Here is a 13,311-nt window from a genome sequence, read left to right as displayed (position 1 = left end):
CGCCATGCCGCTCACTCGGCCCCACGGAATGACCAGGAGACCCCCATGCAGCTCGTGATCATCAGCGGCCGTTCCGGCTCGGGCAAGTCGATCGCCCTGCAGGCACTGGAGGATCTCGGTTATTATGCCATCGACAACCTGCCGGCCATGTTGCTGGGCTCGCTGGTGGACGAACTCGGCAACCCCGAGTCCCAGCGCTCCTCCATCGCCGTCAGCGTCGATGCCCGCAACCTGCCCCAGGCCCTGAAACGCTTCCCCAGCCTGCTCGAGGAGGTTCGTGAACGCGGCATCGACTGTCGGGTGATCTACCTGACCACCGATGCCCGCATCCTGATCGAACGCTATTCCGCCACGCGACGGCGCCATCCGCTGACCCGGGATAGCGAGATGACCCTCGCCGAGGCGATCGATTCCGAGGAGCAGGCACTGGCCGAGATCCGCGACCTGGCGGACCTGGTGATCGATACCTCACGCCTGTCGGTACATGACCTGCGCGGTCGTATCGCCGACCAGGTAGCGGGGCATCGTCCCGAACAGTTGACGCTGACCGTGGAATCCTTCGGTTTCAAGCGCGGCGTGCCCCTGGATGCCGACCTGGTATTCGATGCCCGCTGTCTGCCCAACCCTTACTGGGACCCACGCCTGAGGCCCTTTACCGGCCAGGACCCGGAGGTCATTGCCTTTCTCGAGGACTACCCTCTGGTACAGGCAATGCTCGCGGATATTCATGCCTGGCTGACGCGCTGGCTGCCCAGCTATGCCGCCAGCCATCGCAGCTATCTCACCGTGGCCATCGGCTGCACCGGCGGACAGCATCGCTCCGTCTATCTCGCCGAGCGCCTGGCAACGCAGCTGGCCCAGAGCCGGCGCCATGTCCGCCTGCGCCACCGCGAACTGGGCACCCAGGACACCCTTCCCGCCCCCGACGACATACCTCATCAAGGACGTTGAGCGTGCCGCAACGCAAGCTGACCCTTTCCAACAAGCGCGGGCTCCATGCCCGCGCCGCCACCAAGCTGGTACAGTGCTGCCAGCCCTTCGCCGCCCGAGTCCGCGTGGCCAATGGTGACCGGCAGGGTGACGCCGACAACATCATGTCACTGCTGATGCTGGCCGCCCCCTGCGGCACCGAGCTCACCGTCAGCGCCGATGGCAGCGACGCCGAAGCGGCCCTCGAAGCCATTCAGGCGCTCTTCGAGTCCCGCTTCGAGGAAGACGACTAACCGCCGGCCACGGTCATCTCGTCGATCAGCCAGCTACCGGTGTGGATACTGCCGCGGGTGTCGATATCACTGCCCACGCCGGCGAGTCCCCGGAACATGGTTTCCAGGTTGCCGGCGATGGTGAACTCCTCCACCGGATGCTGGATCTTGCCGTTCTCTACCCAGAACCCGGCAGCACCGCGCGAGTAGTCGCCGGTAACGCCATTGACCCCCTGCCCCATCAGCTCGGTCACCAGGACCCCGCGGCCCATGCGCTCGAGCAGCTCATCACGGGATGCCAGCGGCGCCGTGATCCGCAGGTTACGCGCGCCCCCGGCATTGGCGGTGGTCGACATGCCCAGGCGCCTCGCGCTGTAGGCGGAGAGCATGTAGCTGGACAGACGCCCCTTGTCGATAAACACATTGTCACGCGTCTGCACGCCGTCATTATCGAAGGGCGAGCTGGCCATGGCGCCGATCTCCATGGGTCTCTCCTGAAGGCCGAACCACTCCGGGAAGAGGGCGTCGCCCAGGCGGTCGCAGAGAAAGGAGGACTGCCGAAACAGCGCACCGCCGGCGATGGCCCCCATCAGTGAACCGACCAGCCCGGCGGCAAGATTCGAGTCGAAGAGAACCGGCATCCGTCCGGTGGCCGGGCGCCGAGCACCGAGACGGCGCAGGGTCTTCTCGGCGGCACGCTCGCCGACGCGCTCGGGCGCCCATAGATCGCGGGGGTCCCGGGCACTGGTAAAATCATAGTCGCGCTGCATGCCGGCGGCGTCTTCGGCGATCAGCATGCAGGAGAGGGAATGGCGGCTGCCGCGCTGGCTACCCAGAAAGCCGTGGCTATTGGCATAGACCCTCACCCCCTCGCCGCTGGACAGCGAGGCCCCGTCCGAACTCTTGATTCCCGCCTTGCCGCGCCCGGCCGCCTCGCAGGCCAGGGCCAGGTCGATCGCCTCTTCGGTGGTCAGGGGCCAGGGGTGATGCGCCTTCAGGTCGGGCAGATGGGTGGCCATCAGCTCGGCGTCGGCCAATCCGGCGGCGGCATCCTCGCCGGTGTAACGGGCGATGGCGATGGCCTTCTCGACCACGGCGCGAATGGAGGCCTCTCCGGCATCGGTGGACGAGGCACTCCCCTTGCGCTTGCCGAGATAGACGGTCACCGCGATGCCCTGGTCCCGTGAGAGCTCGACGGTCTCGACCTCCCCCTCGCGGACACTGACGTCGACACCCTGGTCGACGCTGGCACCCACTTCACAGGCATCGGCCCCCAGCCTCCGAGCCAGTTCCAGGGCCTGTCGGGAACGGTGCTCCAGCTGAGCCTGCTGGGTAGCGGCATCGAAAGCCTGAGTCATCTGTATCCTCCTTCGGCGGGCCTGCTGGCCACGCCTGTAATGTTCATTCTCAGCCTGATGTAACAGGCTGGTATACTGTCGGGACACCCAGCCTCAACCAATGGAAGCGGCATGTCCCAGGAATCTCCCCGCGAACTGCTCGATCAGATCCTTCAGCAGCCGGACAACGACGAACGCCCCAGCAAGTCCCAGCTCAAGCGGGAGATGCAGGCACTGCAGACCCTGGGCGAACAGGTCATCGCCATGACGCCCGGTGAGCGGGCGCGCTTTCCCCTCTCCGACGATATGCTCGCCGCCGTGGAGGAGACCTCGCGCATTCGCTCCCACGAGGGGCGCCGCCGGCACATGCAGTATATCGGCAAGCTGATGCGCCGCGAGGACCTCGCGGCCATCCGCGACGTCCATGACGAAATCGAGCAGGAAACACTGCGCCGCGACCACGCCTTTCACCGTCTCGAGACGTGGCGTGACCGCCTCGTCGACGAAGGCGACCCGGCGGTGGAGGCCTTCATTGCCGACTATCCCGATGCCGATCGCCAGGCCCTGCGCCAGCTGATCCGCAACGCCCGGCGCGAGCATGCGAAGGGCAAGCCCCCGGCCAGCGCCCGCAAGCTGTTCAAGCTGATCCGCGAGATGGCCGGCCTCTAACGCCAGAGTCTCAGGACTGGGTGCCACCCACGGTCAGCTCGTCCAGCTTGAGGGTGGGCTGGCCGACGCCTACCGGGACGCCCTGCCCCTCCTTGCCGCAGACGCCGATGCCGGGGTCCAGCGCCATATCATGGCCGATCATCGATACCTGCCCCATGGCCTCGGGGCCATTGCCGATCAGGGTGGCTCCCTTCACCGGCGCGGTGATTCGACCATCCTCGATCAGATAGGCCTCGCTTGCCGAGAACACGAACTTGCCCGACGTGATATCCACCTGGCCACCGCCGAAGCTCACCGCATAGAGGCCACGCTTGACGCTCTTGAGGATGTCACCGGGGTCGTCCTGCCCGGCAAGCATCACGGTGTTGGTCATGCGCGGCATGGGGAGATGGGCGAAGGACTCACGGCGGGCGTTACCGGTGGGCGCCATGCCCATCAGCCTGGCATTGAGCTTGTCCTGCATGTAGCCGGTGAGAATGCCGTCCTCGATCAGCGGCGTTCGCTGACCCGGAGTGCCCTCGTCATCGACGCTCATCGAGCCACGCCGGTCGTCCAGGGTGGCATCATCCACCACCGTCACGCCCGGCGCCGCGACACGCTCGCCCAGGCGCCCCGCGAAGGCGGAGCTTCCCTTGCGGTTGAAATCCCCCTCCAGGCCATGTCCGACGGCCTCATGCAGCAGGATGCCCGGCCAGCCCGGCGCCAGCACCACCGGCATCTGCCCCGCCGGAGCGTCGACCGCGTCCAGGTTGACCAGCGCCTGACGCACGGCTTCCTTGGCGAAGCGCTCGGCCACTCCCTCGTCGCGCAGCCGAGACATGGGGTAGCGCCCCCCGCCCCCGGCACTGCCACGCTCGCGACGACCATTACGCACGCTGATGACGCTGACGTTGAAGCGCACCAGGGGACGAATATCGGCCGCCAGGGTCCCGTCGCTGGCGCGTACCAGCACCACCTCGTGTACCCCGGAAAGCGAGGCGCTGACCTGGCTGACCGACGGGTCGGCGGCCCGGGCCACGCGGTCCGCCTCCTTGAGCATGGCGACCTTCTCCTCGGCGCTCAGCCCGGTGAGCGGGTCGACACCCGCGTAGCGGGCCGCCGGCCCCACCGCGACCGGCGCGCCTAGCGTCGGGCGCTTGCCGCTGCGTACGATGCCCGCGGCGGTGCGCCCCGTTTCGCTCAGGGCATCGACGCTGATCTGATTCGAGTAGGCAAATCCGGTCTTCTCTCCGGCCAGGGAGCGTACGCCCACCCCGCCGTCGATGTTGTAGCTGGCCTCCTTCACCTCACCGTCTTCCAACACCCAGCCCTCGTGCCAGCTGCGCTGAAAGTAGAGATCGGCATAGTCAATGCCCGGTCCCATGGCATGCCCGAGACCGATGTCCAGGTCATCCAGGGAGAGCCCGCCGGGAGTCAGCAGGATGCCGGCGGCTTCGTCTAGCAGTGCGTGTCTCGCTTGAGTCATTCGGCGCTTTCCACTGAAATTGTCGGCTCGGTCAAGGGGCCGAGCACGCGATAATGAATTCGGGTAACACTGTCGATGACATCACCGAACAGGCGGTCGGCGACAAACAGGGCGCCACCCACCATCGGGGCGCCGGCGATGACCGCCGCCAGCGGCAGGTTGCGACTGACGGGGACTGTGACGCCCAGCAGCATATCGAGTTCCCGCCGCGCCAGCTCGACGCTGCCATCGAGAGTGAAGCGTGTGGCAGGCCCCACGACCTCGACCGGCCCACGCGTTTCGAGACTGCCACCATACAGGGTCGCGGCACCACTGACACGATCGAAGGCCGTTCCCTGACCGGTCACATCGGAGAAGTCCAGGCGCAGTCGACGCACCAGGTTATCGATATTGAGCAGGCCCACCAGACGGGCCGGGACCGACTCCAGATTGACGAAGCTTCCGTCACGCAGCTCCGTCTCGATGCTGCCTCGGGAGCGCTCCAGGGCGAACTGCCAGGGGGCCCCCGGCCAGGCCAGCTGGCTCTTGACCCGAGTCTCGGCGCTGCGCACCGCCGCCGCCAGTCCCAGCCGCTCCAGGGCCGTTCCCGCATCCCGCCCGTCCAGGTCGAGACGCGCACGGGTCAGGCTGGCCTCGGGACCCGCCGCCTCCCAGACCAGCTCACCACGGGCGCTGAGCTCGCCCAGGGTCAGCCCCAGGGGAACGATACTGAGACGCTCGGGCGTGGCCTGCCAGCGAGCGGTCAATGGCCCGAGACGCTGGCCGTCGCGCTCGATATCGGCGATGCGCAAACGCCCGTCAGGCACGTCGGCTACCCAGGCGGGGAATGGCCGAGGCGCCGGAGGGGTGGCGATCTCATCGATCAACGAGCCCACCTCGCTGTCGGACGGCATCAAGGCATCCAGCGAGAGACGCTCCAGGCCGATATCCAGCGGCTCGGGGAGCCGGGGCCGGTAATCGAGTTCCCCCTCGAGCAGGCTGCCATCCAGCACCAGCCGCCAGCCGCCAGCCGCCTGTGGACGAGCCGTCGTATAGAAGGAGCCGAGACAGCGACCCTCGTGCTCCAGGCAGTCGCTGGCCAGGCGCACCTCGCGTAGACTCGGGGCCGCGCCGCCCGTATCACTCCTCCGCGTATCGCTCTCCCTTGCCAGGCCGGTGAACGCCTCGCCCCATGACCGGGGAGACAGCCGCGGCAGATAGGCATCGAGCCACCACCCCGACCCCGTGGGCCAGGCACCGCCGGGCTGACGCCCCAGCCAGACCTGCCCCTGGCTGGCGTCGCCACCGGGTAGCCCTCGCCAGCGCCATGCCACGGCCTCGCCCAGACGCCCCTCGAGGCGCCCCGCCGTCAGATCCATGTCGAGCCGCAGGGGGCGCGGCTCTCCCGCCGGCTTGTCCAGTGGCTCGGGCAGGTCGGCCGCCAGCCCCTGTAGCGAGCTCTCCAGGTGCAGGGAAATCGCCTCGTCGACCCCGAGTCGGCCCCGCCAGTCGAAACGCCCCGTCAGGCGCTCCTCGAGAGCCGAGACACCCCCCAGTTCGAGCAGCGGCCCCGCCTCGGCGGTGCCGGCAAGCTCGATCCCGCCGTTTCGGGTGTCGATATCGGCGCGCAGTGGCCCGCCCAGCAAGCGTCCCTCGAGCCGCCCCGAGAGCCCCCCCTCGCTGCCCTGTTGATGCCAGGTCAGGGGGCCGCGAACCTCCCGAAAGCCCAGGCCCAGCGGTCGATACTCGAGCAGCGGCAAGGCGACCTGGGCCTCGACCTCGAGATCCAGTGCCTCGGGACGATCCAGCGGCAGTTCCAGGCGCAGGTCGCCATCGACACGGCCCTCCTGCGCCTGCCACTCCTCCACGAGTTCCATGCCCTCTACCGGCATGTCGAGCAGGAAACGGCGCAGCGCCGAGGCCTCGGCGGCCAGCCTTCCCTCCACTTCCAGGCGCTCATCGATCAGTCGAACCTGCCCCTCGCTGCCCGCCACACCGAGACTCTCGGCATGACTTATCTCGGCTGCAAGCGTCTCATCCTTGAGCCGCAGGCGTCCCTCGACCCCCTCCAGCACCGGCCAGTCAGGGGCGATGGGCAGACGCCCGTCACGAATGGCCAGGTCGAGATCAAAGCTCGGCATGATGCTGTCATCGTCGCCACCCGAGAGCGGCACATGCAGGCGCAGGGAGCCCTCGGAGGCCCGGCCGGCCACGCCATCGGCGAGCCAGTCGTACAATTCATCGTCGAGGATGCCCACCGGCAGCCACTCCACGAGCGGCGTCTGTACGGCATCGACGTCTTTCAGGGCCAGGGTCAGGCCGAAGCCGCCCCGGTCGCCCTGTCCGGCAGACAGGCCGAAGCCACCGCTGACCTCGGCGCCATTCCACCCGACCCGCAGGTCACGACCACTGACCAGGCTACGCGGTCCATCATAGACCCAGCGCACCTCGCCCGAGGCGTGTTCGAGATCCATGGGGCCGGCGAAGAGTTCGGGAAAGTGCAGCGAAGCCGTCTCGTCACCGACGAAGCGCACCCGTCCCTTGTCGCCGCGGGCATCTACCCACATGTCCAGTGGCCCTCCCCCCGGCGCCTCCTCCCAGGGTGACACCTCCACGCCTCCCAGGGAGGCGCGCGCCTGCCATTGCCCTTCCCGAAACCCCAGCCCGAAGCCTGTCACGCTGCCACGCGGGTCGAGGCTGTCCACGACCCGTGCCAGGGCCTCGGGTAGCGGCACTCGGTCGCGCCAGGCGGCCAACGACCCCAGGTCGAAGGCGCTGGTATTGAGCCACCATTCATCGGCACCGCCCTTCAGGTGCCAACGATAGGGCAAGGCGGGGCCCCAGTCAGGCGACGCGGCGTCGGGTCTACTCGCCTCCGGACTCTCCGCATCCCCCTGGAACCACGCCTGCCAGCCGGCGTCTTCCTTGCGCCACTGACCGCGTCCGGTCACGCTGTCGAGCGCCAGAGTCTGACGCTCTCCCCCCGTGTCACGGTGGCTGACGACCAGCTTCTCGACGTTCAACGCCAGGCGGGCATCGGCCAGGCTGCCGCGATGCCAGCGCCCCCACAGGCGGGACTCACCGCGCGCCTCGTCGAGGTGCAGCGGTTGATTACGGCCCAGTACCGCGGCCAGCTCCACCAGGCTATCGAGGCGCATCTCGGCCTGCAGGGCGGCGCTGAAGTCGCGGAACCCGGCCTGGCCCGTCAGCACTTCCAGGGCTACCTGCATGGCGATATCCGAGTCGCCCTCCAGGCGCAGCCGACCCTCGAAGTGGGCGCGTCGGGAATCACCGGTCATCAGCAGGCGCGGCGCCTCGAAGGCCACGCGACGCTCACGCCCATGCAACACCACGCGTACGTCTTCGGCCCAGGCACGCTGGCGCAACAGCACCCCGACCCAGAAGCCGAGCCGCTCCAGGTCGAACTCGCCCTCGGGCTGGAGTTCGGGGGGGAGGTCCGCCGGGTCGGGCCAGTGCCAGCCTCCCTCCGGCGTCTGATAAAGGTGCAGGGTCAGGCCCTGGAGGCGCGCTCCCTCCACCACCGGCAGCCCCTCCCGCAGGCTCCGCCAGGTATCCAGGCGCAACCGTCCCTCCTGAACATCCAGCAGTGGCCTTTTACCCTCGCGTGTCTGCAGGCTCAGGCCATTCAGCGTGATATAGGGATCGAGGCGCGCAAGCCCCCCTTCCAGGGAGGCAATCTCCACCTGCGCCGCGAAGCGTGCCGAGAGCAAGGCTTCCACCCGCGGCACCAGGCCATCGGTCAGGCCCAGCATCAAGCGCGCCACCAGGGTCAGCAAGGCAACGACCGTCAGCCCGACGGCCAGCAGGGTCAGAGTCCAGCGAATCACCAGACGGGTAACGGCCATGGGCTCACATCAGCACGATGTCGTACTGCTCCTGGGAGTAGTGGGTCTCCACCTGGAAGCGGATGGGCTTACCGATAAACTCCTCCAGATCGGCCACCGCCGCCGACTCCTCGTCGAGCAGTCGGTCCACCACCGCCTGGGAGGTCAGGACCATGTAGGTTTCGGCACTGTAGGCACGCTCCTCGCGCAGGATCTCGCGGAAGATCTCGTAACAGACCGTCTCGGGGGTCTTGAGGGTGCCCCGCCCGCTACAGGTGGGGCAGGCCTCGCAGAGGGTCTGTTCGAGACTCTCGCGGGTGCGCTTGCGTGTCAGCTGGACGAGGCCGAGCTCGGTGACGCCGGTGCACTTGGTCTTGGCGTGATCACGCTCCAGCGACTTCTCGAGCATGCGCAGCACCTGGCGCTGATGCTCGGTATCCTCCATATCGATGAAGTCGATGATGATGATGCCGCCGAGATTACGCAGCCGAAGCTGGCGGGCGATGGCGGTAGCCGCCTCGAGGTTGGTCTTGAAGATGGTTTCCTCGAGGTTGCGGTGCCCCACATAGCCGCCGGTATTGACGTCGATGGTCGTCATCGCCTCGGTAGGGTCGATCACCAGATAGCCCCCGGACTTGAGCTGTACCTTGCGTCCCAGGGCCTTGTGGATCTCGTCCTCGACGCTGTAGAGATCGAATATCGGCCGTTCACCGGCATAATGCTCGATGCGCTCCACCGCATCGGGCATGAACTCCTCGGCAAACTCGATCAACCTGAGATGGTTTTCCCGGGAGTCGATGCGCACCTTCTCGATATCATCACGCATCACATCGCGAAGGATGCGCATGAACAGCGGCAGGTCATCGTAGATCACGCTGGGCGCCGCTGCCGTCACCTTGCGCTCGCTGACCTTGCGAAACAGCCGCAGCAGGAAGTGCATGTCGGCGGCCAGTTCCTGGACACCCACGCCCTCGGCGGCGGTACGCACGATGAAGCCACCGGTCACCTCCAGGCTCTGCTGGGCCTGGGCCTCCTCGATCAGGCCGCGAAGGCGCTCGCGCTCACGCTCGTCCTCGATGCGCTGGGAAACTCCGTGATGGGGAGCATCCGGCATATAGACCAGGTAGCGCGATGGCACCGAAAGATGGGTCGTGAGGCGTGCCCCCTTGGAGCCGATAGGATCCTTGGTCACCTGCACCACCAGCGCCTGACCCTCGTGGAGCAGATGACCGATGGAGAGCTGCTCCTCGGCCGGAGTACCGGGCGGCATCAGCTCGTGGGCATGGATAAAGGCGGCGCGGTCGAGACCGATATCGACGAAGGCCGCCTGCATGCCGGGCAGTACCCTCACCACCCGGCCCTTGTAGGTATTGCCGACGATCCCCCGACGGCAGGAGCGCTCGATGAAGGCTTCCTGCAGCACGCCGTTCTCCACCACGGCGACTCGGGTCTCCATCGGCGTCAGATTGATCAGTACTTCGCCGCTCATACGGAAGTCCTTGTCCAGAATGCTTTGCAGCCATTATGACATAGTGTCGGCGACTCAAGGCGTTGATCCGGGATGCGGGTCAGCGCAGGGCACCGTCCCATAACGCCACACCCTGCTGACGCAGCAGCTCGGCGGTCTCGTAAAGCGGCAGACCCACCACCGCGGAATGACTGCCGGCGATGCGCTCGATAAATACCGCCGCGCGCCCCTGGATGGCATAGCCACCGGCCTTGTCGGCGGGCTCCCCGGTCGCCCAGTAGGCATCGATCTCGGCACCGGAGATCTCACGCATGGCTACCCGAGTCGCGACACAGCACTCGAGCAGGCCGGCAGGACCGACCACCGCCACGGCGGTGAGCACCCGATGCTCGCGACCGGCCAGGGAGCGCAACATGCCGGCGGCGTGCTCGGGACCCTCGGGCTTGCCGAGAATCTCGCCATCGCGAACCACCGCGGTATCGGAGCCCAGCGTCGGCAGCTGCGTCAGCCGCGAGCCGGCCAGGGCCTTTTCGCGGGCCAGGCGCATGACATAGGCCTCGGCCCCCTCGCCGGGAAGCGTGGATTCGTCGATATCCACCGGGCATGGCTGCAAGGGCACACCGATGGAGGCCAGCAGGTCACGCCGCCTCGGCGAGGCAGAGGCCAGGCAAAGCACGGGAGAAGCGGTCACGGACATGAGAAAACTCCGATCAGCTACCGGACAGGCGCCGCCCCAGGGCGTTCAAGAGGGTGGCAAACCAGGGCCAGAGCAGAGCACCGATCAACGACGGCGCCAGAAAGGAAAGATGAATGGCGAAGGGCCCCAGCAGGGTGCGAAGCCACTGCTCGAGAAGCTGCACACAGCCCAGCAGCACCAGGACCATCAATGCCTGCTGAAGCAGTGAATAGGCACGGAAGCGTGGCTGGATCAGGGCGCACAGGAAAGCCAGTAACGACAGTAACAGGGCATTCTGTCCCAGCACCGCTCCATCGATGAGGTCAAGTAGTATGCCCAGCACGAAGGCATGGAGGACACCGACCCGAAAGGGTGTCTTCATGCACCAGTAGACCAGCATCAATCCCAGCCAGTCGGGTCGCCATACCTGCCAGCCCTCCGCCAGCGGCATTACCTGCAGACAGAGAGCCAGCAACAGGGAGAACCAGATCCAGGGGAGTGCCAGGTTGGCGGCGGAGGGAGCGGCCATCAACGTGTCTCCTCGTGGTCACCAAGGGTAGCGGCCTGCCGGGCATCTTCGTCATCGACCACCGCCAGGGCCGACTCGATGGCTGCCACACTGATGTCGCCCTCCCAACCGAGGGCATCGAAACGGGGCCGGCTGGGCGGATACAGCAGGAGGAAGTGCCGAGAGCGCTGTAGCTGGGCCACCGGGGCGGCGGTGACCCTGGCGAAGGGCTCGCCGGGGTCATGGACCACGGCGTCGACCCGCCCTACCGGATAGCCCGGGGGAAAGCGGCCGGCGAGACCCGATGTCACCAGCAGATCACCCTTACGGATATCGGCGGTATCGGGGACGTGCAATACATTGAGGCTATCGTAGCGCCCGCCGCCCTGCAGGATAAAGCGCAGGCCGTTACGGTTGACCCGCACCGGCAGCGCATGACTGGCATCGGCCACCATCAGGACACGACTGGAATAGGCCAACACCGAGGTCACCTGTCCCACCAGGCCCGCGGCATCCATTACCGGCTGTCCCACCTGCACGCCATCGCGGCGACCGCGGTCCAACACCATCTGATGGGCGAAGGGGTCGGGATCCAGCGACAGCAGCTCGGCGGTAATGAAAGGCATGTCATGCTGGCGGGCGGCGAAGAGCAGCTCGCGCAGACGCACGTTCTCGGCGGTAAGGTCCGCCATGCGCTGCACACGATGGGACAGGGTCAGGATCTGTTCGCGTAGCCGACGGTTTTCATCCACCAGGACACGCTGGTCGGATAGCACCAGGGTCCCCCAGCTCAACACGCTGCTGGGGAGACTGACGACCCACTGGATGGGAGCCACCGCCGTGCTGAGCTGGGCACGCACCTCTTCCATGCGGGACAGCCGCAGGTCGGCGACCATCAGCGCCACCGCGACGGTTGCGCACACCAGCAGACGATAGACGGGCAGCGACCCTTGCGAGAACAGCGGCTTGATGGCGCGTCTCCCGGGTCAGTCGCTGGAGAGCAGCTCGAAGGTGTGCTTGTCGATCATCTCGAGGGCCTTGCCACCACCGCGTGCCACGCACGTCAGCGGGTCCTCGGCAACGATCACCGGCAGGCCGGTCTCCTCGGCAACCAGCTTGTCCAGATCGCGCAGTCGCGCCCCGCCACCGGTCAGCACCAGGCCACGCTCGGCGATGTCCGACGCAAGCTCCGGAGGAGCCTGCTCCAGGGCATTCTTCACCGCGGCGACGATGGAGGCCAGGATCTCCTGCAGCGCATCCAGAATCTCATGGGAGTTCAGGGTAAAGCTGCGTGGGATGCCTTCGGCCAGGTTGCGGCCCCGCACGTCGATCTCGCGCAGCTCACCGCCCGGATAGGCACAGCCGATCTCTTCCTTGATCCTTTCGGCGGTGGCCTCACCGATCAAGCTGCCATAATGGCGCCGCACATAGCCGATGATCGCTTCGTCGAAGCGGTCCCCGCCGATGCGGATTGACTCGGAGTAAACGACGCCATTCAGTGAAATGATGGCGATCTCGCTGGTGCCACCGCCCACATCCACCACCATGGAGCCCTGGGCCTCCTCCACCGGCAGGCCGGCGCCGATGGCAGCCGCCATGGGTTCCTCGATGAGAAACACCTCGCGGGCGCCGGCGCCCTCGACGGACTCCTTGATGGCCCGGCGCTCCACCTGGGTCGACATGCAGGGCACACACACCAGAACGCGGGGGCTGGGAGTCAGGAAGGTACTCTGATGAACCTTGCGGATGAAGTGCTGGAGCATCTGCTCGGTAACGGTAAAGTCGGCAATCACGCCATCCTTCAACGGCCGGATGGCCGTGATATTACCGGGGGTGCGGCCCAGCATGCGTTTGGCATCGGAGCCAACGGCGGCCACGCTGCGCATGCTGCCGGACTGGCGAATGGCCACGACCGATGGTTCGTCGAGCACGATGCCACGGCCGCGAACGTAAATCAGCGTATTGGCCGTTCCCAGGTCGATCGATAGATCGCTGGAAAACAGCCCCCTCAAGCGTTTGAACATGGAAGTCGATACCTAGTGCAGTCCGGGAACCCTGTGCGGAGGCAAACGGTATCACCGCACCCCCTCTGCAGCAAGCAAATCCCCTCGGCCACCCCGCGTCGAAGCCCTGCCCGGACGTCGCCGAATATGGTAACTTCT

The 13,311-nt window shown here is 66.7% G+C and carries 11 protein-coding genes; 3 read left to right on the top strand and 8 right to left on the bottom strand.

All coding sequences use genetic code 11. The features are described 5' to 3' along the window. The first annotated feature begins 45 nt into the window (after positions 1 to 45). Together rapZ and Q358_RS0103800 are read left to right on the top strand one after the other, a co-directional pair. A complete protein-coding gene (rapZ, locus tag Q358_RS0103805; protein ID WP_027960832.1) occupies positions 46 to 951 on the top strand; it encodes an RNase adapter RapZ in 906 nt (301 codons plus the stop codon). Positions 952 to 953: 2 nt separating this feature from the next. Further along, complete coding sequence (locus Q358_RS0103800; RefSeq protein ID WP_027960831.1) at positions 954 to 1,223, top strand: HPr family phosphocarrier protein; 270 nt, start codon at positions 954 to 956, stop codon at positions 1,221 to 1,223. On the opposite strand, the gene pmbA is transcribed toward Q358_RS0103800, so the two are convergent. Next, a complete protein-coding gene (gene pmbA, locus Q358_RS0103795; RefSeq protein ID WP_027960830.1) occupies positions 1,220 to 2,560 on the bottom strand; it encodes a metalloprotease PmbA in 1,341 nt (446 codons plus the stop codon). The two genes, Q358_RS0103800 and pmbA, sit on opposite strands and share 4 nt — an antisense overlap. A gap of 111 nt (positions 2,561 to 2,671) precedes the next feature. On the opposite strand from pmbA, the gene yjgA reads away from it, so the two are divergent. Next, a complete protein-coding gene (gene yjgA, locus Q358_RS0103790) occupies positions 2,672 to 3,208 on the top strand; it encodes a ribosome biogenesis factor YjgA (protein WP_051530165.1) in 537 nt (178 codons plus the stop codon). Positions 3,209 to 3,218: 10 nt separating this feature from the next. On the opposite strand, the gene tldD is transcribed toward yjgA, so the two are convergent. The 7 genes from tldD to Q358_RS0103755 form a co-directional block, all read right to left on the bottom strand. Further along, a complete protein-coding gene (tldD, locus tag Q358_RS0103785) occupies positions 3,219 to 4,673 on the bottom strand; it encodes a metalloprotease TldD (protein ID WP_027960828.1) in 1,455 nt (484 codons plus the stop codon). Then, positions 4,670 to 8,518, bottom strand: a complete 3,849-nt coding sequence (locus tag Q358_RS0103780; protein ID WP_027960827.1) for a YhdP family phospholipid transporter — start codon at positions 8,516 to 8,518, stop codon at positions 4,670 to 4,672. Before Q358_RS0103780 ends, tldD begins: the two co-directional genes overlap by 4 nt. 4 nt (positions 8,519 to 8,522) lie before the next feature. Continuing rightward, positions 8,523 to 9,986, bottom strand: coding sequence for a ribonuclease G (gene rng, locus Q358_RS0103775; RefSeq protein WP_027960826.1), 1,464 nt, complete (start codon positions 9,984 to 9,986; stop codon positions 8,523 to 8,525). 79 nt (positions 9,987 to 10,065) lie between these two features. After that, entirely contained in the window at positions 10,066 to 10,662 is a 597-nt protein-coding gene (locus Q358_RS0103770) for a Maf family protein (protein ID WP_027960825.1), read from the bottom strand. Positions 10,663 to 10,675: 13 nt separating this feature from the next. Further along, on the bottom strand, positions 10,676 to 11,170 hold the full coding sequence (mreD, locus tag Q358_RS0103765) for a rod shape-determining protein MreD (protein WP_027960824.1): 495 nt from the start codon (positions 11,168 to 11,170) through the stop codon (positions 10,676 to 10,678). After that, the gene (gene mreC / locus Q358_RS16485; RefSeq protein ID WP_245598273.1) at positions 11,170 to 12,078 is read right to left on the bottom strand and encodes a rod shape-determining protein MreC; all 909 of its coding nucleotides are present in this window, start codon (positions 12,076 to 12,078) and stop codon (positions 11,170 to 11,172) included. The genes mreD and mreC overlap by 1 nt, the downstream gene beginning before the upstream one ends. A gap of 57 nt (positions 12,079 to 12,135) precedes the next feature. Then, positions 12,136 to 13,173: a rod shape-determining protein gene (locus Q358_RS0103755; RefSeq protein WP_027960823.1), complete on the bottom strand. Its 1,038-nt coding sequence runs from the start codon at positions 13,171 to 13,173 to the stop codon at positions 12,136 to 12,138. Positions 13,174 to 13,311: the final 138 nt, after the last annotated feature.

Source organism: Halomonas halodenitrificans DSM 735 (assembly GCF_000620045.1).
GTDB classification, from domain to species: Bacteria; Pseudomonadota; Gammaproteobacteria; order Pseudomonadales; family Halomonadaceae; genus Halomonas; species Halomonas halodenitrificans.
The sequence above is the reverse complement of the archived record's forward strand: the minus strand, read 5'-3'. Positions and strand labels throughout refer to the sequence as shown.